Origin of the sequence: Microbacterium sp. TNHR37B (assembly GCF_001620065.1) — a bacterium.
Classification (GTDB): Bacteria; Actinomycetota; Actinomycetes; order Actinomycetales; family Microbacteriaceae; genus Microbacterium.
In genome coordinates this window covers 1305680-1326608 of sequence record NZ_LQGV01000003.1, presented here as the reverse complement: position 1 = coordinate 1326608, position 20929 = coordinate 1305680, and the positions used below count along the sequence as shown (strand labels likewise).

18 protein-coding genes and 1 tRNA gene are annotated in these 20929 nt (G+C 69.4%); 9 read left to right on the top strand and 10 right to left on the bottom strand.

Annotated elements, in window-relative coordinates; genetic code table 11:
• Nucleotides 1-40 precede the first annotated feature (40 nt).
• From AVP41_RS14115 to AVP41_RS14100, 4 genes are all read right to left on the bottom strand, one after another.
• On the bottom strand, nt 41-1360 hold the full coding sequence (locus tag AVP41_RS14115) for an ABC transporter substrate-binding protein (protein ID WP_197464344.1): 1320 nt from the start codon (nt 1358-1360) through the stop codon (nt 41-43).
• Between the two features lie 89 nt (nt 1361-1449).
• Nucleotides 1450-2142 (bottom strand): PIG-L deacetylase family protein, encoded by a 693-nt coding sequence (locus AVP41_RS14110; protein ID WP_067165656.1) that lies wholly within the window; start codon nt 2140-2142, stop codon nt 1450-1452.
• A 14-nt stretch (nt 2143-2156) separates the two neighbouring features.
• The gene (locus AVP41_RS14105) at nt 2157-3122 is read right to left on the bottom strand and encodes a GNAT family N-acetyltransferase (RefSeq protein WP_197464343.1); all 966 of its coding nucleotides are present in this window, start codon (nt 3120-3122) and stop codon (nt 2157-2159) included.
• Nucleotides 3123-3219: 97 nt separating this feature from the next.
• Nucleotides 3220-4086 carry a MurR/RpiR family transcriptional regulator gene (locus AVP41_RS14100; protein WP_067165649.1) on the bottom strand — a complete coding sequence of 289 codons (867 nt, stop codon included), beginning with the start codon at nt 4084-4086 and terminating at the stop codon, nt 3220-3222.
• Between the two features lie 150 nt (nt 4087-4236).
• On the opposite strand from AVP41_RS14100, the gene AVP41_RS14095 reads away from it, so the two are divergent.
• The 3 genes from AVP41_RS14095 (at nt 4237) to AVP41_RS14085 (ending at nt 7681) form a co-directional block, all read left to right on the top strand.
• On the top strand, nt 4237-5145 hold the full coding sequence (locus AVP41_RS14095; RefSeq protein ID WP_067165647.1) for an N-acetylglucosamine kinase: 909 nt from the start codon (nt 4237-4239) through the stop codon (nt 5143-5145).
• Nucleotides 5135-6106, top strand: coding sequence for an N-acetylmuramic acid 6-phosphate etherase (murQ, locus tag AVP41_RS14090; protein ID WP_231902765.1), 972 nt, complete (start codon nt 5135-5137; stop codon nt 6104-6106). Before AVP41_RS14095 ends, murQ begins: the two co-directional genes overlap by 11 nt.
• Before the next feature lie 177 nt (nt 6107-6283).
• A complete protein-coding gene (locus AVP41_RS14085; RefSeq protein WP_067166054.1) occupies nt 6284-7681 on the top strand; it encodes an MFS transporter in 1398 nt (465 codons plus the stop codon).
• Nucleotides 7682-7683: 2 nt separating this feature from the next.
• On the opposite strand, the gene AVP41_RS14080 is transcribed toward AVP41_RS14085, so the two are convergent.
• A complete protein-coding gene (locus AVP41_RS14080) occupies nt 7684-9294 on the bottom strand; it encodes a BCCT family transporter (protein ID WP_067166051.1) in 1611 nt (536 codons plus the stop codon).
• Nucleotides 9295-9519: 225 nt separating this feature from the next.
• Nucleotides 9520-10125 (bottom strand): dCTP deaminase, encoded by a 606-nt coding sequence (gene dcd / locus AVP41_RS14075; protein ID WP_067165645.1) that lies wholly within the window; start codon nt 10123-10125, stop codon nt 9520-9522.
• Nucleotides 10126-10396: 271 nt separating this feature from the next.
• Between dcd and AVP41_RS14070 the strand changes: the two genes are divergently transcribed.
• The 4 genes from AVP41_RS14070 to AVP41_RS14055 all read left to right on the top strand — a co-directional run bounded on the left by AVP41_RS14070 (nt 10397) and on the right by AVP41_RS14055 (nt 12998).
• Nucleotides 10397-11371, top strand: a complete 975-nt coding sequence (locus AVP41_RS14070; protein ID WP_067165641.1) for a sunset domain-containing protein — start codon at nt 10397-10399, stop codon at nt 11369-11371.
• A 66-nt stretch (nt 11372-11437) separates the two neighbouring features.
• Nucleotides 11438-12130: a CPBP family intramembrane glutamic endopeptidase gene (locus tag AVP41_RS14065; protein WP_082829235.1), complete on the top strand. Its 693-nt coding sequence runs from the start codon at nt 11438-11440 to the stop codon at nt 12128-12130.
• A 76-nt stretch (nt 12131-12206) separates the two neighbouring features.
• Nucleotides 12207-12280 (top strand) — tRNA-Gly (locus AVP41_RS14060).
• Between the two features lie 202 nt (nt 12281-12482).
• The gene (locus AVP41_RS14055) at nt 12483-12998 is read left to right on the top strand and encodes a hypothetical protein (RefSeq protein ID WP_157532505.1); all 516 of its coding nucleotides are present in this window, start codon (nt 12483-12485) and stop codon (nt 12996-12998) included.
• A gap of 44 nt (nt 12999-13042) precedes the next feature.
• Here the strand turns inward: AVP41_RS14055 and AVP41_RS14050 are convergent, their stop codons facing one another.
• Nucleotides 13043-13414 carry a winged helix-turn-helix transcriptional regulator gene (locus AVP41_RS14050; protein WP_067165631.1) on the bottom strand — a complete coding sequence of 124 codons (372 nt, stop codon included), beginning with the start codon at nt 13412-13414 and terminating at the stop codon, nt 13043-13045.
• A gap of 94 nt (nt 13415-13508) precedes the next feature.
• On the opposite strand from AVP41_RS14050, the gene AVP41_RS14045 reads away from it, so the two are divergent.
• Both AVP41_RS14045 and AVP41_RS14040 read left to right on the top strand, forming a co-directional pair.
• Nucleotides 13509-14363 (top strand): NAD(P)H-binding protein, encoded by an 855-nt coding sequence (locus AVP41_RS14045; protein WP_067165627.1) that lies wholly within the window; start codon nt 13509-13511, stop codon nt 14361-14363.
• Nucleotides 14364-14593: 230 nt separating this feature from the next.
• Complete coding sequence (locus AVP41_RS14040) at nt 14594-16030, top strand: hypothetical protein (protein WP_157532504.1); 1437 nt, start codon at nt 14594-14596, stop codon at nt 16028-16030.
• Nucleotides 16031-16177: 147 nt separating this feature from the next.
• Here the strand turns inward: AVP41_RS14040 and AVP41_RS14035 are convergent, their stop codons facing one another.
• The 3 genes from AVP41_RS14035 to AVP41_RS14025 form a co-directional block, all read right to left on the bottom strand.
• The gene (locus AVP41_RS14035; protein ID WP_067165620.1) at nt 16178-16996 is read right to left on the bottom strand and encodes a sugar nucleotide-binding protein; all 819 of its coding nucleotides are present in this window, start codon (nt 16994-16996) and stop codon (nt 16178-16180) included.
• Nucleotides 16993-17439, bottom strand: coding sequence for a GNAT family N-acetyltransferase (locus AVP41_RS14030; protein WP_067165616.1), 447 nt, complete (start codon nt 17437-17439; stop codon nt 16993-16995). Before AVP41_RS14030 ends, AVP41_RS14035 begins: the two co-directional genes overlap by 4 nt.
• A 147-nt stretch (nt 17440-17586) precedes the next feature.
• On the bottom strand, nt 17587-20790 hold the full coding sequence (locus AVP41_RS14025; RefSeq protein ID WP_231902764.1) for a glycosyl hydrolase 53 family protein: 3204 nt from the start codon (nt 20788-20790) through the stop codon (nt 17587-17589).
• Nucleotides 20791-20929: the final 139 nt, after the last annotated feature.

Here is a 20929-nt window from a genome sequence, read left to right as displayed (position 1 = left end):
GCAAGCCCGTGGCGATGCGCCCCTCCCGGGTCGGGCGGGATCAGCGAGCGGCGGTCAGCGCCGCGTTGACGGCGGCGTCGGCGTCCTTCATCGCGGTCGCGGCGTCCTTCTGACCGTTCAGCAGCGCCTCGAGCTCGGTCTGGAGGGCGGTGGTCGCCTCGGCGACGCCGTCGACGGTCGGGAAGGGTGTGGCCGTGGCCTGGGCGGCGACGTAGGAGGCCAGGAACGGCGTGTCCAGCGCCGCCTTGTGGGCGTCGAGGTCGCTCGTACGGCTGGGGAGGATGCCCATCCCCATCAGGATGTCTCCCATCGCCGATGAACCGTCGGCCCCGGAGTCGGGTCCGTTCAGGTAGGTCAGGAAGTCCCAGGCCGCCTTCTGCGTAGCCTCGTCGGCCTGGCTGCTGACGACGTTCGCCCACGTGTACGAGATCGACGACGACGTGTCGCCCGAAGGCCCGACGGGGATCGGGGCGCTCGCGACATCGGAGAACGAATCGCCCATCGCCGATTCCAGCGTGGACTTCCACCAGTTGGCCATCACGATCATGCCGGTCTGGCCCTGCGAGAAGCTGTCGAGGTAGGGACCGGTGGTGTTGGCGTCGGCGGTCGAGAGCGACACGTCGGTCAGGCCGCCCTTCACGAGCGACTCGTAGAACTCGGCCACTTCCAGCGCCTCGGGCGAGGTCAGCGCGGAGGCGCTGCCGTCCTCGGTGAGGAACGACCCGCCGTTGGAGGCGAGGAGCGAGAGGAACGGGTGGACGACGCCGTTGCCCCACGCGGTGATGAACCCGACCGGGTTCTTCACGCCGGCGTCCTTGAGGGCGGTGGCGGCGGAAGTGACCGACGCCCAGTCGGCGGGCGGGGCGCTGATCCCCGCGCTCTCGAACAGCGCGGTGTTGTAGTTCAGCTGGTAGAGGGCGACCTCGTTCGGGATGCCGTACACGGCCCCGTCGTGGGAGGCGGCCGAGGCGAAGCCGGCCGCGTAGTTGTCGGTGACCTCGGTGGCGATGGCGTCCGGCGCCGGGGCGATGACGTCGTCGGCGGCCAGCTGCGGGAGCCAGGCGGTGTAGATGTTGGTGATGGTGGGCCCATCGGGTCCGGTCCCCTGCGTGGCCAGCGTCGAGAGCAGCTGGTCGAAGGGCACCGACTGGATCTTGATGGAGACGTCGGCGTGGTCCTTGCTGAAGGCCGTGGCGGCCGCTTCCAGCTGCTTGGTCTGGTCGGGACCCCAGTGGGTGAGGTAGGTGACGGTCACGCCGTCGTCGGACGATCCGGGGTCGCTCGTTCCGGAGCAGCCGGCGAGAGCGAGCGCGGCGACGATGCCGATGCCCATCGCCGCGATGCGGGTGGTGCTGTTCATGGTGTGCCTTTCTTGGTGCTGACGTGAGAGCGGGTGCGGGTGAAGAGGCGGTGCGGGTGGGTGGAGCGGTGCGGGTGAGTGGTGCGGGATCAGGGGCCGGCGAGGACGAACTTCTCGGTGCCGGCCGATCGCAGGGCGACCGCGCGAGCGGTGCCCGCCAGGCAGCCTTTGACCTGCATGAGCGCCGAGTAGTAGTCGATGAAGCGGAAGCCGTAGGTCTCGCCGCGGGCGAAGGCGTGTTCGCTGATCCCGGTGAGCCAGCGCTGGAACGCCTCGTCGGGGATCTCGATGTACGTGTCGGCCTCGAACCCCTCCATGTCCTCCCAGTTCTCGGCGTGGAGGATCGTGGGCACGGTGTGGCGCGGCGCGGCGATCTCCTCGCGCGGGATGGAGGCGAGGAAAGCGCCCCGCAGGGCCGCCTGTGCGGCGCGCTCGTGGTCGCGGTGCATCGACGACGTCCAGTGCGTGATGAGCACATCGGGGGTCGTCTCGCGGATGATGGCAGAGATCTGCTCGGCGACCTCTTCGCTGTCGGGGAGGAAGCCGTCGGAGTAGTCGAGCACGTGGAGCTCGGCGCCGATCGCGTCAGCGAAGTACCGCGCCTCGTGCATCTTCTGCGGGCGGTACTCGCTCGGAGTCAGTCGCGGATGACCACGTTCGCCATACGTGCAGTCGACGATGATGGCGCGTCCGCCCTCGAGGGCGACCTTGGCCAGGACCGGCCCGGCCATCAGCTCGGTGTCGCCGATGTGGCCGCCGACGGCGAGGACTGTTTTCGTCATCGTGGTGCTCTCCTTCAGAGTTCCGCGCGGAGGATGTGGAACGACCGGGTGGCGGCGAACCCGGTGGTCGCATACAGGCGAGAGGCGACCGACCCCTCGTCGGCCCAGAGGAACCATGCCGAGTGGGCACCCAGCGCGGCCATGTTCTGCAGCGTGAGGTGGAGGATGACCTTGCCGAGCCCGGTCCCGCGACTGGTCGGGAGGACCCCGAACGGCCCGAACCGGTCGATCACCTGTTCGTAGGTGCCGTGCTGGGCCCATCCGATCATCTGCCCGGCCGGATTCTTGGCGATGATGATGCGCTCCAGCGGCAGCGACCCCGAGACCACGCCCTCGCGGATGGCGCGGGCCCAGTCGGAGTTGAACTGCGTTCCGGCGAGATCGATGAGGGCGACCAGGTCGTCCGAGTCGGGGTGGCCCAAGTACCACCCCTCGGCCCGCAAGGCGGCGATGCGCTCGGCCACCTCGTCGGGGATGCGGTAGCCGATGAGGGAGCGGTCCATGGCGCTGGGGTGCTCGATCGTGACGAAGCCGAGCGAGGCCAGCAGCGCATGGGCCTCGGGGTAGCGGTCGGCGTCGAGGCCGGGCAGCACATAGTTCGGGGTGTAGCTGGAGAAGACGACGTGCCGCCGTCCCTGTCCGCGCAACCAGTCGAGGGCCGCCGTGACGAGCGCACGACCCGTGCCGCGCCGGCGCTCGCCGGGGACCACGAAGAAGAACGGGATCCATCCGGTGTCGGGCTCGAGGTCGTCCCCCGCGTGGGCGACGAGTCGTCGCACGGCGTACGAGGCTCCGACGATCCGCCCGTCGCGCTCGGCGAGGAAGAGGCCCTCGGCGTCGAAGTTGCGGTCCAGCAGCACGAGATCGCGCAACCGCGTCGGGGTGATGGCATCTGCCGGCGCGGCCTCGGTCCAGGCGGCGGCCAGGGGCCGGAGGTCGCCGTGGGCGAAGCGCCGGAGCGTCATCTCTCCTGAACTCACGGGGTGTTCCTCTCTGATGGGGAAGCGAACGTCACCCCAGTATGACAAGAATGTTCAGAGAGTGCGAGGTTGGCGGAGATGTTTTACAGAAACGAAATCATGAGCGACCGTGCTCGGGGTCGGCGATCGCCGCGCGCGTGACCCGAAGGGCCTCGATCGTGTGAGCGTACTGCCGCTGCGCCACCGCCATGAACAGACAGTCGACGACCGCGAGCTGCGCGATACGGCTGACCATTGCCCCCACCCGGAAGTCGGTCTCGCGCGCCTGAGTGGTCAGCACCGCATCCACTCCGCGCCCCAGGGTCGACTCGCGCACGCTCGTCAGGCCGATCGTTGCCGCCCCCGCCTCCCGCGCGATGCGGACGAAGCGGCTCGACTCCGCCGTCTCCCCGCGGTGGGAGAAGGCGACGGCGACGGTGCCCGGTTGCGGAAGAGCCGCGCACGCCCACGCCTCGTGAGGATCGCTGAGGACGAAGGCAGGACTGCCGATGCGCAGGAGCTTGTGACCCAGGTCGGCGGCGATGAACTGGCTCGCCCCGACGCCGTAGAGGAGGATGCGACTCGCGCCGTCGAGGAGGGTCGCCGCCCGCTCGAGGGCGTCCACGTCGAGGCTCGCGAGCGTCTCGTCGATCGCGAGCATCTCGCGGGAGCGGATCTTGGCGACGATGTCGGGAAGCGCATCGGCGTCGGTGATGTCGGAGCCGAAGCTCATGCCGTCGCCGAACTGGGCGCGCTCCTTGCCGATCTCGGAGGCCAGCGCCATCCGCAGCTGGGCATAGCCGGTGAAGCCGATGGCGCGACAAAATCGCACGATGGAGGCCACCGAGGTCTCGCTCAGGTCGGCGAGCTCGTTGATCGTGTTGTCGACGACGACGGCGGGATCGGTGCGCACGAGGTTCGCCACGCGCGCGAGCGACGGCGACAGCGTTCCCACCGCCGCGTCGATCGTGGATTGGATGCTCATCGGACCTCCCGCCCCAGTATGTCGCGCCGGCGTTCCTGCCCGTCGCGATGGAAAGCAGTTACGCTTTTGCGCCTCCAAGTGTAGAGTTGTTACACGATGTCGGGTCGCCGACATCCCCGACCGTGACGCATCTCCGGAGGAAGAGCCCGCATGACAGCCCGCACCGTCTTGGTCGCCGACATCGGCAAGTCGACGACCCGACTCGCGCCCTGGCGCGAAGGGACGGCGAGCGCCCCGGTAACGACGGCCGGGATCGCGGGCCTTGCGACGCCCGGCGGCGCCGCAGACGCGATGGGCCGGCTGCAGGAGTGTCTCGACCGCCTCGAATCCGGGGGCTCCGACAGCGTCCACTATGACGCCGTCGCCGTCGGGGCGGCCGGGGCGCTGGCCGCTCCCGCCGCCGCCGCCGACCTCGCCCGCACCCTCTCCTCGCGGTGGCGGATGCCCGCGTGCGTCACATCGGACGTCGTCACGGCGCACCTCGGCGCGCTCGGCGGCGCCGCGGGCACGATCCTCGTCGCCGGCACGGGCGCGGTCGCCTGGTCGCTGTCTCCCGACGGTGAGTCCCGCCTGGCCGACGGGCTCGGGCCTGAACTCGGCGACCGCGGCAGCGGCTACTGGATCGGGCGCGCCGGGATCTCGGCGGCGACCGGCGGAGACTCGTCACCGACGAGGCTGACGGACCGCTGGCGCACGCACACCGGAGCACGCGAGGCCGGGGGCGAGGTGGAAACCTCCCTCTCCGTGGCGGCCGTCGCCTCGTTCGCCCGCGTCGTGCTCGACGCCGCCGACGACGGCGACCCGGTCGCCGACGCCATCGTCGCGCGGGCCATCGACGAGCTCGTCGCCACCGCCTGCTCCGCCTCGGACGCCGGCGATCCGGTCGCCTGCCTGGGCGGACTCACTCAGCACGCATCGTTCGCGCGCCGGCTGCACACCGCTCTGCAGGCGGCAGGTCGACGGCCGCAGCCACCCGCCGCCACGGCGCTCGACGGCGCCGCGCTCGCGGTGACCGCCGACGGCCTCCCCCACGAAAGGCTCCTCCACCGTGCCCTCTGACACCCTTCCGCCCGACACGCTGCCGCCCGAGCCCGCGCGCCTGGGGGCCTTGATCGCCGAGCTCGACACCCTCACCACCGAGTCGTTCGACCGCGACCGCGCCGATCTCGACCTGCTCGACACCCGCGCCCTCGTCACCGCCATGAACGCCGAAGACCATCGGGTGGCCGATGCCGTCGCGGCGTGCGGCGACGACATCGCCGCGGCCGTGGACGGTATCGTCGCGCGCCTGCGTCGAGGGGGGCGCCTCATCTATCTCGGCGCGGGCACCGCGGGCCGAGTGGGCATTCTCGATGCGAGCGAGTGCCCTCCCACCTTCGGCACCCCTCCCGAACTGGTCGTCGGCCTCATCGCGGGCGGAGAGACGGCCATCCATACCGCCGTCGAGGGCGCGGAGGACGATCCCGACGGCGCGCTCCCCGACTTCGATCGCCTCCGACTGGACGAGCGGGATGCCGTCGTGGGCATCTCGGCCTCGGGTCGCACCCCGTACGTCCGCGGCGCCCTCGCCCACGCCCGCTCGCGTGGCGCGCTCACGATCGCCGTGGCCGCCAACGCCGACTCGGTGATCGCCACGGTGGCCGACATCGCGATCGAGACGGTCGTCGGACCCGAGTTCGTCGCCGGCTCCACGCGGCTGAAGGCCGGGACGGCGCAGAAGCTGGTCGCCAACATGCTGACCACCCTCACGATGGTCAAGCTCGGAAAGACCTACCGCGGCGTCATGGTCGACCTGCTCGCCACCAACGACAAGCTGCGCGCGCGGTCGATCCGCACGGTGGCGCTCGTGACGGGCTGCGATCACGCCCAGGCGGAGCGCGCGCTCGGCGAGGTCGGCGGCGGTGTCAAGCGGGCGATCCTCCGGGTGCTGACGGGAATGGACGCCGCCGCCACGGCGCGCGCACTCGACGACGCCGACGGCTTCCTCCGCGTCGCCCTCACCCGCGCCGCGCCCGCGTGACGCTGCCGAGTGTCCACGACACGCCGCACGGAACGCACTCCCTCCCGCGTGTTCTGGACACTCGGCGGCTCCTGAGGGTGCGGCGGCACTAGCCTGACATGGACGCACGGGCGCGGAACGGCACAGGACCGCACCCGCGGCACCACCCGTTCACGGAGGAGTCCTCAGGTGACCGACATGTCACTGCCCGATCAGCCCGCCCCCGACGCCATCCGCGCCGCCGCGCGCGGAGCAGCCGAGTCGACCCGCCAGACCGGAGTGGTCGCCTGGGCCCTGTGGGACTGGGGCTCGGCGGCGTTCAACGCGGTGGTCACCACCTTCGTCTTCTCCACCTACCTCTCCAGCAGCTACTTCATCGATCCGCAGATCGTGAAGGATGCCGAGCAGGGCGGCCCTGCCGAGAAGCTCCTGCAGTCAGCGGAAGCGGCCAACGCGAGCACCGTCGGCATCGCCCTCATGATCGCCGGCGTCCTCATCGCCGTGCTCGCCCCCGTGCTCGGCCAACGCTCCGACGGCTCCGGCAGGCGCAAGCTCTGGCTCGGCATCAACACCGGCGTCGTCGTCCTCGCGATGGCGGCCATGGTCTTCGTCGAGGGCGCGCCGCAGTACCTCATCCTGGGAGCCACCCTGCTGGCTGTCGGCAACGTGTTCTTCGAGTTCGCGAGCGTCAACTACAACGCCATGCTCGTCCAGGTCTCCACGCGCGAGAACATGGGGCGCGTCTCCGGGTTCGGCTGGGGAATGGGGTACGTCGGCGGGATCGTGCTGCTGATCGTGCTGCTCGTCGGCTTCATCGGGCTCTCCTCGAGTCCCGGCCCCCTGGGGATCACGACCGACGACGGGCTGCACATCCGCCTCGCCGTGTTCGCCTCGGCGATCTGGTTCGGGATCTTCGCGATTCCCGTGCTCCTGCGCGTGCCGGAGATCCCCGCCCGCGCGCGGACGAATCGCGTCGGGTTCTTCGCATCGTACGGCGTGCTGTTCGGGACGATCCGCAAGCTCTGGCGCGGGAACCGGCAGGTGCTGCAGTTCCTGCTGGCCAGCGCCGTGTTCCGGGACGGACTCGCGGGAGTGTTCACCTTCGGCGCCATCATCGCCGCGCAGGTGTTCGGATTCAGCCCGTCGGAGGTGCTCTACTTCGCGGTCGCCGCCAACGTCGTGGCGGGCGTCTCGACGATCATCGCGGGTCGGCTGGACGACAGGTTCGGGCCGAAGAACGTGATCCTCGTCTCCCTCATCGGCCTGCTCGTGGCCGGGACCGCGGTGCTGTTCATCGGGAGCGCCCAGCTCGGGTTCTGGATCGTCGGGCTCCTCCTCACGATGTTCGTCGGGCCGATCCAGTCGGCGTCGCGGTCGTTCCTCGCCCGCATCACCCCCGAGGGACGCGAAGGGGAGATCTTCGGCCTCTACGCGACCACGGGGCGCGCGGTCTCGTTCATGGCACCGGGACTTTTCGCCCTGTTCGTGGGACTGTCGGGCGACACCCGCCTCGGCATCCTCGGGATCGTCCTGATCCTGCTGGCCGGACTCCTGCTCATGCTGCCGGTGAAGGCCCAGCAGACGCAGATCGACTGAGCTCAGCCGCCGGTCCGGCGACGCCGGAACCGCGGGAACATCACGCCGCGTTCATTGGGCTCCTCGACCTCGAGCCCGTAGCGGTCGCCGATCTCCTGCACGAACTCCGCCCGGCGCGCCCGCTCGTACGCGCGCCGCTCCCGCTGGAAGGCGACGACGGTCGCCCAGCAGATGAGGAGCATGACGATGCTGAACGGCAAGGCGATGATGATCGCTGCGGTCTGCAGGGCCACGAGTCCTCCGGCGATCAGCAGGGCGATGGCGAGGATCGCGGTGACGAAGGTGAACAGCGCGCGCACCGGCCGGTTCGGCTCTGGGTTGCCGCCCGAGGCGATCATTCCCATCACGAGCGCACCGGAGTCGGCCGAGGTGACGAAGAAGATCGCGATGAGGATGATCGCGCCCACCGTCAGCAGGAGCGTTCCGGGAAGGTGCTCGAACAACTGGAACAGTGCACCCTCGACGTTCACCGCGCCGTCGGCCTCCGTCATCGCGCCGGGGCGGTCCATCTCGAGCTTGACCGCCGATCCCCCGAGGACCGCGAACCAGAGGATGCCCACGAGGGTGGGGACGATGAGCACGCCCATCGTGAACTGGCGCACCGTGCGACCCCGGCTCACCCGAGCAATGAAGATGCCGACGAAGGGGGCCCAGGAGATCCACCAGCCCCAGTAGAACGCCGTCCAGGCCGCCTGCCACTCCTGGCCCGGGACGCCTTGGAACGCGCTCACGCTGAAGCTCAGGCCGATGTAGTTCTGGAGGTACGCGCCGATCGACTGCACCCATTCCCGCAGCAGGTAGGCCGTGTCGCCGGCGACGAGGATGTAGACCAAGAGCAGCCCCGCCAGCACGAGGTTGATCGACGACAGCCACTTCATCCCGCGGCCGACGCCGGAGAGCACCGAGAACAGCACGCCGCCGGTGATGACCGCGATGATGACGATCTGCTCGACCAGTCCCGGCTCGCTGATGATGCCGGCCGCCTCGAGTCCGGAGCTGATCTGCATGACTCCGAGGCCGAGGCTCGTCGCGACGCCGAAGAGCGTGCCGACGAGCGCCACGGCGTCGATCGCGTGGCCCCAGCCGCCGCGCACCCGGCGTCCGAGCACTGGTTCGAGCGCCCACCGGATCGACAGCGGACGGCCTCGGCGATGGATCGCATAGGCCAGGGCCAGACCGACCACGACGTAGATCGCCCAAGCCTGCACCCCCCAGTGGAGGTAGGTCTGGGTGAGCGCCGACTGGGCGAGCTGAGCGGGGGTCCCCTCCACGCCGGGCTTGGGCGAGACGAAGTGACTGAGCGGTTCACTCACGCCGTAGAAGACGAGTCCGATGCCCATCCCGGCCGCGAACAGCAGCGCGAACCACGCGGGCGTGGAGAACTCGGGCGCGTCGTCGTCCTTCCCGAGTTTGATGTCGCCGAAGCGGCTGAACCCGATGAACAGGCAGAACGCGACGAAGAACGCCGTGATGAGCACGTAGTACCAACTGAAGCCGTCGACGATCGCGCTCTGGATGGTGCCGAAGAAGGTCTCCGCTTGGCGTGGGAACGCGATCGCGAAGGCGCTGAAGACGAGAGTGACGACCGCCGCCGGAACGATGACCCAGAGGATCGGACCGGTGCGGAACGGGCTCTGCGGGACCTCCGGAGCCGGAGTGGCCTCCGCCGCGGCAGTGGCTTCCGGAGGGGACACGGCGTCATCGGCGGGTGCATTGCTCACCCGCCGAGCCTACCGACACCCTTTCTTCCCGTGCGCCCCTCGCCGAGTGTCCACGACGCGCCGGGCGCCACGACGATCACACGGCGCGTCGTGGACACTCGCGCGTGGTGAGAGGGCTCAGCGGCCGGGTGCGCCGGCGTCGGTGGCGCCCACGTCGGTGCGGTGGAAGTTCTGGAAGGAACGCGACGCGGTCGGTCCGCGTTGCCCCTGGTACCGGTTTCCGTAGGGGCCGGAGCCGTAGGGCGACTCGGTGGCCGACGACAGGCGGAAGAAGCACAGCTGCCCGATCTTCATCCCCGGCCACAGCTTGATCGGAAGCGTCGCGACGTTCGAGAGCTCCAGCGTCACGTGGCCCGAGAACCCCGGGTCGATGAATCCCGCGGTGGAGTGGGTGAGAAGGCCCAGCCGACCGAGCGACGACTTCCCCTCCAGGCGCGCAGCGACGTCGTCGGGCAGCGTCACCTGTTCGAACGTGGAGCCGAGCACGAACTCGCCCGGGTGCAGGATGAACGGCTCGTCCGGAGCCACCTCGATCAGGTGGGTGAGGTCGGGCTGGTCTTCGGAGGGATCGATGAACGGGTACTTGTGGTTGTCGAAGAGACGGAAGTACCGGTCGAGGCGGACATCCACGCTCGACGGTTGCACCATCTCGGGGTCCCACGGATCCAGGCCGACCCGGCCCTCGGCGATCTCCCGGCGGATGTCACGGTCACTGAGCAGCACGCGGCCAGCCTAGCGGCGCGACACCCCCGGATCACCCTGGATCACCCCGCAGGACGACATCATCTCCCCCCTCCGGCGGATGTCGGATCGAGGGCCGATCCGTAGCGTGGAGGTATCGGGGCAGGCTTCGCCTCGACGGAGGGGCAGGCTTCGCCTCTCGGGTGCAGGGCCGGACGGTCGGGGGGCTGTCCGGCCCATTCCCGTTTCGTCGGGCGCGTATGCCCGGCGACCTCGTCGAGCGCCGCAAGCGTGGGACCGCTACCATGCGCGTATGCACACACCTTTCACCGGGCGCCGGAGGATCGCAGCGCTGCTCCTCACCGCCGCGTTCGTTTCCGCCGGGGCCACCGTCAGCACCCCGGCCACCGCCGCCCCGCCGACCACGTCGGCCACCGTTGCCCCCGCGCCGGCCGCGCCCGCCAAGAACACGGTCACCTTCGGCAAGGTCACCGCGAAGACGGCGCCGTACAAGGGGAAGTCCACCGTCAAGCCCAACGTGAAGACGACGGGCAAAGTCACGGTGAGCAAGAAGACCCTCACGGTGAAGAAGGGCTCGCGGACCGTCGCGAAGAACAAGACCTCGGTCAAGCTCTCCGCCGGCACCTACCGCGTCACGCAGAAGGTCACCTACCGCACCTATTCGACGAAGACCACCACCACGAGAGTCAAGAAGAAGGTCGTCGGCGTGGAGGCGTCCCAGGACGTGGCTGTGAAGTGTGTCGCGTCCGGCGTCACCCCCCAATACGACACCGACGGTCTCGAGATGTGGGGCGCCGACATCGTCGCCCGATGCACCTCCCCGCGATTCGACGGCTCGATCACCTTCGCGGGCTACCTCATGAACTTCGACGATGAGTGGTGGGGATTCAGCGACAGCAGTCTCGACGAGCTGACCGCGACCTCCCTGCCGACCGTCGGCATCGAGTTCTCCGCGACGTTCAATCCCGACCGAGACCTCATGAAGACCACGTACGTCACGCAGAAGAAGACGACGAAGGTCTACTCCGGCACGAAGACCAAGACGTCGAAGGCGCAGACCCTCGTGGTGAAGCAGAAGAAGAAGCCGTCGTCGGTCTGGGGCACGGGTGGATACAACTGCCCCGCCGGGTACCCGATCAAGGGCAATGCCGACAGCGGGATCTATCACGTGCCCGGCGGCGCCTACTACAGCCGCACCATACCCGAGGAGTGCTTTGCGACCGAGGCCGCCGCCCGCGCGGCCGGATACCGGAAGTCGAAGCGCTGACAAGCGTCGCATTCCTCGCGCGAACGGCGGGCGGTCGGGGGACCGCCCGCCCTCGTCTGTCCGCACATGAATGACGTTCGGCAATCACGCCCCCGGAGCGCGACCTTCGCGGTGGCCCTCTTCGCGGCGCTCTACATCGCCCTCACGGTCTGGATCCTGCTCGGGAGCGACGTCGCCGGCGACGACGCCTTCCGCCCCGTCAAGAACCTCGGGTACGTCGCGACCGCCGTGGTCGGGGTGTGGGCGCTGCGCGACGCATTCGTGCGGGGATGGCGCGACCTCCGCGCGCGGCCACGCCTCACCGCCACCGTCGTCCTCGGACTCGCGCTCATGGGTGCGGCTTCGGGACTGAGCGCCCTCGCGCAGCTCGTCGCCCCGACCGGAGGCGCCAATCAGGCCGCGATCGTCGCCGAGGTGCTCGCGAATGCGGCGTCGCCCCTCGGCGGCGTGCTGTTCGTGGTGATCGGCGGTCTGGTCGCCCCGCTCGTGGAGGAGCTGTTCTTCCGCGAGATCCCGTTCGGACGCCTCCGTCGCCGCCTCCCGACTTGGGTGGCCTACGTGCTGACGTGCACGGTGTTCGCCCTCACCCACCTCCGCGGCATCGAGGAGTGGCCGCTCGCCGTGCTCTACGCCGGGTTCGCGGCGGCCCTCGCCACGACGTACCTGCTGGCGGGCCGGAACCTTCTCGCATCGATTGCCGTCCACGCGGTCTGGAACACCACGGGCCTCGTCTTCCTGCTCCTCACCACGACCGCGTGACTTTGGCGCACCCGCGTCGAGCGGGTAGGCTTGCGACACCTCGTCCGACCGCAGGATCCTGCGCGAGCCGAGGTGCGGGGCTGTAGTTCAATGGCAGAACTTCTGCTTCCCAAGCAGACAGCGCGGGTTCGATTCCCGTCAGCCCCTCCACATCTTCCGCGTCAGGTCCGGAGTTCGTTCGGACGATACGGTTCCTGCACGCGCGCGCTGGCGCCCCTCGCGGCGTTCCGAGCCGGGAACCGCGCCCTCCTCCCCCGAAGAGGGCGGGTTAGGCTGATCTCGACGCAGGACCCCGCAGACGTGAACGTGTGCGGTGCGCACCGCGTGTGATCAGGATGGGGAGGTGACCGGGATGGCAGTCGTTGAGCGCCCCTTCACTGCGCGCGACGTCATACGGCACACGCTCGTCACGTGGGCAGTGGCGATGTGTGTGATCGTCGTCAATCTGCTGTCGACGAACCTCCCGGACGTCGGATCCTTCATCTTCATGATCGGCGCCATCGTTTTCGGCCTTACCTGGCTCGGTGCCCCACTCGCGTGGGCCCTGGGGCGCGCTATGAAGTCCGTCCGCTCTGTCTCGCTGCACCTTCTCGCGTTCGGGGCGTTGGGGTATCTCGCCGCGACCCTCCTCGCCATCGCCCCCGCGGTTGTCTCAGGATCAAACGTGGTCGTCGTGGGTGCCCCCCATATCGTCGCGTTGGGTCTTGGCTGCGCCGTCTGCGTCATCGTCGGGCGATCGGTAGCCTTCTTGCTCCGGCGTCGCGATGACAGACGCGCTGCGCGTGTGCGCCCATCCCTCTTGGACGAGAAGTCTTTCCGCGACACAACGGACACAGCGGCAGACTCACCGCGCGGCGAGACGATCTGACGCGCCCCGCCCACGCGCCGGCCCCCTCAGGGCTCCGCCCCGCCTCAGCGTCCCGCACCTCCGACGATCGCTCCGGCGTGGTCGGCGATCCACTCCATCAGCGGGAGCATGCGGTCCATCAGCTCTCGACCGAGCGGAGTGAGGGAGTACTCGACGTGCGGCGGGACGGTCGGGAACGACTCGCGGTGCACGAGACCGTCGGCGCTCAGGGTCTTGAGGGTGGAGGCCAGCATCTTCTCGCTGATCCCGGGGACGCCGCGCTTGAGCTCGCCCCACCTCTGTGTGCCGTCGGAGAGCGTGGACAGCACCAGCACGCCCCACTTGCTCATGACGTGGTCGAGCACGACCCTCGTCTCGCACTGCTCCGAGAACACTCCGGGAATTGCCTCCCGGATCTGCGCATAACTCACCGTCACGTGGGTACCTTACCCGAAAGTGGGTATCTCCGATCGGGAAGGTAAGCGCCGGGCGGGAGCGTTGACCCGGACGTCCGTTCACGAAAGGAACACCATGACTGTTCTCCTCACCGGTGCCACCGGTCACCTCGGCCGCCTCGTCGTCGAGAGCCTCCTCGCCCGCGGCGTCGCCGCCTCCGACATCGTCGCCGGCGCGCGCGACACCTCGAAGGCCGCCGATCTGGCCGCCCGCGGCGTCACTGTCGTGCCCCTCGACTACACGCAGCCCGAGACGATCGCAGCGGCCCTGCAGGGCGTCGACAGCGTGCTCCTCATCTCCAGCTCCGAGGTTGGACAGCGCGCCGCGCAGCACCAGGCCGTCATCGATGCCGCCGCCGCAGCGGGCGTGGCGAAGTTCGTCTACACCAGCGCACCGAAGGCGACGACGAGCGACCTCGTGCTCGCCCCGGAGCACAAGGCGACCGAGGAGGCGATCGCCGCCGCGGGTCTTCCCGCCGTGATCCTCCGCAACAACTGGTACACCGAGAACTACGCCGCCGACGTGGCGCGCGCCCGCGAGACCGGCGTGATCGCCGCGAGCGTGGGCGAGGGCCGCGTGGCCTCCGCGAACCGCGCCGACTACGCCGACGCCGCTGCTGTGGTGCTGATCGAGGACGGTCACATCGGGCAGGTGTACGAGCTCGCCGGTGACGTGGCCTGGACCTACCCCGAGCTGGCCGCGGCCGCCGCGGAGGTGCTGGGCCGCGACGTGACCTACCAGAACCTGACCCCCGAGGAGCAGGCCGCCGCACTCGAGTCGGCGGGGCTCGACGCCGGGACGGTCGGCTTCGTCGTCGCGCTCGACGCCGGCATCCGCGGCGGCGCCCTTGCCGACACCGACGGCACGCTCTCGCGCCTGATCGGACGACCCACCACTCCGCTCGTCGAGGGGCTCCGCGCGCTCGTCTGACCCGACGCCTGCGAACGGGGAGCGCGGGGCGCCGATTCAGCGATCGGCGCCCCGCGCTCGCAGGAATGGCGCAATCCCGGACTTTTCCCCACATTCGCACTAGCGAGCCGGAACCGCTTTATGAGAGCCTTCTCATAAATGGCGGACTGGGGATGACCATGATCAACACGCGCTCGCGTATCGGCGCACTCGCACTTTCGCTTGCCCTCGTCGGGGTTGGGGCTCCGGCTATGGCAGAGGAGACCACTCCCGAACCGGAGACTCTGCTCACACTGAGCGACCCGAAAGCCGTTCTCTCGCTCCCGGCCGGTGACGGCGTGCGCGACAGCGCGAGTTTCGCACTCACCGCCGACGGCGAAACGACGGTCGCGATCGATATCGTCAGTGCGGACGGCGCCACAGTCGTCACTTCGCTCGCACCGATTTCCCTCACCGCCTCGGCATTGACCGCGAACATCACGGTGAATGTCGCCGGATTGCCGGCCGGTCTCCTGTCGGTGAAGGCGACGCCGACGCTGGGCGCGCCGGTGACCTCTCCCCTGCGCGTCGGATCGGGAAAGCCGACGAAAGCCACGGTCTCGCTCAATCCCCGCACGATCCACACGTGGAGCGGGAGCTCCGCACGATCGACCGTCGCGACGGTGTCCGCGGTCGACGAGACGAACCTCACGATCCCCTTCACCGGGACGGTCACCGCCCTCGTGGGCTCGGCGAAGTACTCGGCGGCCGTGACGTCGCCGCGCGGTGCGGCAGCCACGGCGACGATCCCCGCGTCGAAGCTGAAGGCGGGGAGCGGAACGGTGACCGCCACGGTCACCGCCAATGGGGCCAAGGCGACCTCGAACGCCGCCGCGCTCACGGTGCGCACGACGGCGGTCGCGTCGACGAAGATCGCCCGCTCCACCTCGGTGGTCTACCCGACGAAAGACGGCTACAAGGACAGCGTGAAGCTCACCGTCTCGTCGACGACAACCACGGGATCAGCGATTCCCGTGACCGGAACGGTCAAGATCATCAACTCCAAAGGCAAGACGCTCAAGACGTGGAAGCTGTCGTCGAGCAAGACCTGGTCGGGCGTCTGGAACGGCAAGAGCGGTTCTCGCGTGGTGTACGGAAAGTACACCGTCAAGACATCGCTCAAAGGCCCTGAAGGGACGACTCGGACGGCGAGTACCACCGTTCAGGTGAAGAAGGGAAAGCTCGTCTCGAAGTCGCTCAAGACGACGGTCAAGGCGAACACCATCCTCACCTCCTACCTCGATCTCGGGGACTGGGACTACAACGACTGCTGGCAGAACTACTACGTGCTCGGTGACATCTTCTGCGACGGTGACGATTCGATCGATGGCCTTTCCCTGCTGGCCAGTGGCACCCGCACCGTTCCCACTGCCGTCGTCAACGCGCAGAAATACGGGGGCGCAAAGGTGCGTATCACCGCGAAGGTCTCGAGCCTGTACGGCGATGCCGCCTGGGGCTATGCGCCCGCGGGGAAGGACCTGTCCAAGTCCACCGCGATCCGTTCGACCGGCAACAACTCTCCGGGATGGTTCACGCTGCCGGCGACGACCAAGAAGCTCGATGTGCTTCTCGGCCTGGGCGAATACAGCTTCGTCGGGATCCAGACGTTCACGGTCGAGTACTCGTACAAGGTGCTGTCGACGAAGTGATGCCCGCCGCGGCGGGAAAACTGCCGCGGCGGGAAAACTGCCGCGACGGGAAGACACAGCCCGTGCGGTGGCCGTGACGCTCGCGGCGCGCTTCCCGTGCGCCGACGGGTCGGAGGTCGCCTGACTGAGCTCTCGCCCCGCGCCGGCTCAGTCGCGTCGGGCCAACACCGCACGGTAACCCGCGCGGTAGTCGGGATACTCCAGCTCTCCAAGGAGCGACCGCAGGAGCCTGCCGTCGAGCTCGATCCCGCTGCGGCCCGGCTCGGCGACGGGCGGCGGGGCCACGTCCAGCTCGGCGGCGAGGAACGTCACCACGTCGCCGAGCTGGACGGGCGCCGCATCCACGGCGTGCACCAGGGCGGGCGGGTCCGCCAGCGTGAGCAGCTGCTCGAGCGCTCGCACCAGGTCGACCTCGTGGATCCGATTGGTGCGGCGGGCGTAGTCCACGGGCGCCCCGGCGCGCACCTGGCGAAGCAGGTACTCCCTCCCGGGGCCGTAGATGCCGGCGGGACGGACGACGATCGCGCCGAAGAGCTCGATGGCGGCCCGCTCCCCTGCGAGCAGTTCCCGCGCGCGCTCCGACGTCGGCTGCGGACGATCGCTTTCGGTCACCGGGTGGCCCGGGTCCTTGCCGTCGAACACCCCCGTCGACGAGACGAAGATCACCCGTGACGGATGCGAAGGCAACACCGCCGCGAGGTGCTCCAGCTGCGCGCGGTACCCCACGCCGGCGCCGCGCCGAGGCGGCAGCGTGACGACCACCGAGTCGGCCGGGGGAAGGGATTCGCGAAGGGGGGCGTCGAGGTCGACGGCGACCGCCTCGAACACGGGCGGGAGACCGTCGATCGTGCGTCGCAACGCGATCACCCGTTCCCCGCGCATATGCAGGCGGAGGCCGAGCCGCACGCCCACCTTTCCGCACCCGACGAGGAGGGTCGTCCCCGGCCGCCGCTCGTCACCCGTCATCCGTCGCTCCCGCCCGCGCCGTTCCACGTCATGAACACGTCGACATCGTCCTCACTGTCGACGACGAAACCGTGCCGTTCATAGAGGTATCGGGCGGGGCTCCCCTGGAGGACGTTCAGGCGGGTGCGGCCCTCGAACGGCTCGGCGAGGACCGCGCGCAGCACCCGGGAACCCACCCCCACGCCCTGTCGTGACGGGGTGAGATAGAAATGCTCGATCCAGCGGACAGCGCCCTCCGGCCGCACCGTGATCGACCCGGCGTCATCGCCGCCGCAGACGATGATCCGCGTCCATCGGGGCTGGAAGGCGGCACGCATGCGGTCGCGCACGCGCACCTCGTCGAACCGGCCGAGCCTCTCGAGATCCGAGCGGAGGACATCGGCGCGCAGTTCCACGAGCCAGTCGATGTCTCCCGCGACGCTGTCACGCAGCCCGATCTCCATCCGCTCAGCCTAAGCACACCGCCGAGTGTCCACGACGCGCTGAACGCGGTGCGCCCGAGGGCGCGTGTCGTGGACACTCGGCGGGGGTGGGGTGGGGGGTGGGGGTGGGGGGACGGGACGGGGTGGGGGGTGGGTGGGGGTGGGGGGTTACTTCGGGATGCGCTTGGCGGCGGAGGTCTTGGTGACGCTCTGGTATCCGCTCTTGCTCACCGTGATGGCCACCGTGATCTTCTTGCCGGCATCCGCCTTCTTCACCGTGTAGGTCGCGCCCTTGGCACCCGCGATCGCCTTGCCGTTGCGGTACCACTGGTACTTCTTGGTCGCAGCGGGGCTGACCGTGAGGGACGCGGTGAGCTTCTTCCCCACCTTGGCCGTGCCAGTGATCTTCGCCGCGCCCACCTTCGCGAACACCTTGGCGATGGTCACCGGGGCCGACGTGACGGTCACCGACTGGTAACCGCTGCGTGAGACGGTCACGCGCACGGTGAGCTTCTTGCCGGCGTCGGCCTTCTTCACCGTGTACGTCGCGCTCCGGGCCCCGGCGATGGGCGAGCTGCCCGCGAACCACTGATACGTCTTCTTCGTGGGCTCGGGGCTCACCGACACCGTCGCGCTCAGCTTCTTGCCGACCTGCGCGGTTCCGGTGATCTTCGGGGTGGAGACACGCGTGAACACCTTCGCCACGGTCGTCGGCGCGGAGGTCACCGTCACCGTCTCATAGCCGGCTCGGGTGAGGGTGACCGCGACCGTGAGCTTCTTCCCGGCATCCGCCGCGCGCACCGTGTACGACGCCGAGGTGGCCCCGGCGATCGCCTTCCCGTCGACGGACCACTGGTAGGCCTTCGCCGCATCCGGGCTCACCGACACCGACGCGGTCAGCTTCTTGCCGACCTCCGCGGTGCCCGAGATCTTCGGGGTGCCCACCGCCGTGAACACCCGGTCGACGCTCACTGCCCCGGATGTCGCCGAGGCCGAGGTCCACCCGGCACGCGATGCCGTGACCCGCACCGAGATCTCGGCGCCACGGTCGGCGGCCACCACGAGGTACGAGCTCGACGTCGCGCCCGAGATGGCGGTGCCGTTACGGAGCCACTGGTAGTCGACGTGGTCCACCGCCGGGGTGAACTCTCCCGCCGAGGCCGTGAGGGTCTGTCCCGCGCGGGCCGTCCCGCTGATCGTGGGAGCTGCGACGACCTCGAGCACGGGCTCGACGATCCTCTCCAGCGCAGCGATCGCGTCGGTCACGAGGGTCGCGGCCTCCTCCGCCTGCTCGGCCGAGGGCGCGGAGGCAGCGAGGACGATGCGTGCCTTCTCGACGGCTCGATCGAGCACGGCCAGCGAGGCACCCGTGTAGAGCGAGCGGTCGATGTCGTCGGCCTGATCGACGACCGCGGCCAGCGCGGCGGTGTCGACGGTCGAGGGCGCATACTCAACCAGCGCGAAGTCGTCGAAGGTGCCCCAGGCGCCCGCCGAGGCGTTCGTGAGCGATCCGGAGACCTGCGCTTCGCCGTTCGCGCCCACCTGCACGACCACGCTGGAAGGGTTGTGCTCCCCCCAGGCCGTCAGCGACAGGGGCGTCTCGAACGTGCCCTCCGAGGTCACCGCCCGCAGCGTCGCCGCGCCGGAGGTGAAGGCGCCGCCGTGGGCAACGGCCGACAGCTGGTAACTGCCCGGCTCGAGGCCCGTCACCGTCTGGCTGACCGCCGTGGAGAACGAGTTGCCGGAGTAGAACTTGAACGCGCGCGTACCGGACGAGGCATCCGTCGTCGCGGCGATCGACCCGCCGGTCCCGGTCACGGTCCACGGAGCGGTCCCCGATTCGAAGCCGGGGTTGCCGACGTGGTTGGTCGTCGATGCGGTGACCGTCACGGTCGCCGTGGCGGTGAGGCCCCCGGCGACGGCTCCGGACACGGTGTAGATGCCGGGGCTCGTGATCCACGACACCGCGTCGGACCACTCCACCGCTGCGGATCCGGTGGACCCGTCGTTGTACTCGACGGTCACGGTGGTGGGGAGGGCGATGTCCGATGCGCGGGGGAACGTCAGCGACACCGGCTGGACGCCCACCGCCTCGCGCGGCGCCGTGGCTCCCGTGTAGACGTACTCGAACGTCGACAGCGACGACAGCGGCGTGCCGTCGGCGGCGAACAACGCCTGGTTGTCCCACGCCGAACCGCCGTAGTAGACGCCCGCATCCGCGGGGTCGTACTCCGCGGCCGCCGAGCTCGCCCAGCCCGAGCCATCTCGTTCCCACAGCGCCTTGTTGGCCTCCAGCGCACTGGGCGGACCGACCGGAAGCCACGCGGGCTCCCAGTAGTAGACGCCGAGGCCCGCGCCGTTGTCGACCTGGCTGACCGCGGCGATCACGTCGCGGAGCGCGCGAGACTGCCCCTGCACCGAGACCGGGTACTGCGTGGCCGCGGCAGCGGTGCGAATGACGTTGGGGTGGCCGTCCGCGTCGTCGAGCGTGTACGCCCACGACGTCTCGGCGACGATGACCTTCTTGCCGTACTGGTTGACGATCTTGTTGAGCTCGTTGGTGAGGTTGGCGAGCGTGCCGTGCCAGAACGCGTAGTACGACGAGGCGAAGACGTCATAGTCGACGCCGTAGGTCTGCAGCGTCGCGGCGAACGTCGTGTAGTTGGCGCGGTTGGGGTTGGTGAAGTGGACGGCGACGAGAGCGTCGGGGAAGACCTGCCGGACGGCTTCCGATCCCGCCTGGAAGATCTGCGCGATGTTGGCCCACGAGGTCTCCCCCGCGACACCATTCGTGGTCTCGTTGCCGACCTGCACCATGCGCACGTCGACGCCCTCGTCCTTCATGAGGGTGAGCGCGTCGATCGTGTAGGCCTTGGCCGCGGCAGCCTTCTGCGCGATCCCGAGCCCCGCCCACGCCTTCGGCGCCTTCTGCTTGCCGGGGTCGGCCCAGAAGTCGGAGTAGTGGAAGTCGACGAGCACGCCGAGCCCCGCCGCCGTGGCCAGCTTGCCCATCTCCGCGGCACGTTCGGCGTCGACGGTGCCGCCACCGTAGCCGGCGCCCGTAGTGGAGTTGTACGGGTCGTTCCACACCCGGAGCCGGACGTCCGTGACGCCGTGGTCGGCGAGCACCTCGAAGAGGTTGGCCGGCTGACCGGCGTCGTCGCGGAAGACGACGCCCGAGTCGATCAGCGAGAGGTAGGAGGAGATGTCCACGCCCATCGTGAAGTCGGGCGACAGCCCGTCGACCTTCTCCACGGAGATGTCGGCGTCGACCGGGCCGGTATCGGCCGCCATCGCGGGAGTCGCGCTGACTCCCAGAATCAATGCGGCGGCTGTGCCGAGAGCGGCCAGACGCACCCAGTGCTGTCTCACGTTGCTGTCATCCCATCTTCTTCGAGGGGTCCGAGTGTCCGAGCGGCGACCATGCTGCACGCGGAGGAACTGTGACCGGTCACAGTCTGTAACCGGTCACAGTCTAGAGGTACCGCTCCTGCGCCTGCAACGGCCGAGT

Excerpts from the sequence above, each read along its gene's own strand:
- AVP41_RS14040 (WP_157532504.1), top strand. The coding sequence starts at position 14,594 with ATGGCAGAGGAGACCACTCCCGAACCGGAGACTCTGCTCACACTGAGC.
- AVP41_RS14065 (WP_082829235.1), top strand. The coding sequence starts at position 11,438 with ATGAATGACGTTCGGCAATCACGCCCCCGGAGCGCGACCTTCGCGGTG.
- AVP41_RS14095 (WP_067165647.1), top strand. The coding sequence starts at position 4,237 with ATGACAGCCCGCACCGTCTTGGTCGCCGACATCGGCAAGTCGACGACC.
- AVP41_RS14085 (WP_067166054.1), top strand. The coding sequence starts at position 6,284 with ATGTCACTGCCCGATCAGCCCGCCCCCGACGCCATCCGCGCCGCCGCG.
- AVP41_RS14045 (WP_067165627.1), top strand. The coding sequence starts at position 13,509 with ATGACTGTTCTCCTCACCGGTGCCACCGGTCACCTCGGCCGCCTCGTC.
- AVP41_RS14110 (WP_067165656.1), bottom strand. The coding sequence starts at position 2,142 with ATGACGAAAACAGTCCTCGCCGTCGGCGGCCACATCGGCGACACCGAG.
- AVP41_RS14100 (WP_067165649.1), bottom strand. The coding sequence starts at position 4,086 with ATGAGCATCCAATCCACGATCGACGCGGCGGTGGGAACGCTGTCGCCG.
- AVP41_RS14115 (WP_197464344.1), bottom strand. The coding sequence starts at position 1,360 with ATGAACAGCACCACCCGCATCGCGGCGATGGGCATCGGCATCGTCGCC.
- AVP41_RS14030 (WP_067165616.1), bottom strand. The coding sequence starts at position 17,439 with ATGGAGATCGGGCTGCGTGACAGCGTCGCGGGAGACATCGACTGGCTC.
- AVP41_RS14070 (WP_067165641.1), top strand. The coding sequence starts at position 10,397 with ATGCACACACCTTTCACCGGGCGCCGGAGGATCGCAGCGCTGCTCCTC.
- AVP41_RS14055 (WP_157532505.1), top strand. The coding sequence starts at position 12,483 with ATGGCAGTCGTTGAGCGCCCCTTCACTGCGCGCGACGTCATACGGCAC.
- AVP41_RS14035 (WP_067165620.1), bottom strand. The coding sequence starts at position 16,996 with ATGACGGGTGACGAGCGGCGGCCGGGGACGACCCTCCTCGTCGGGTGC.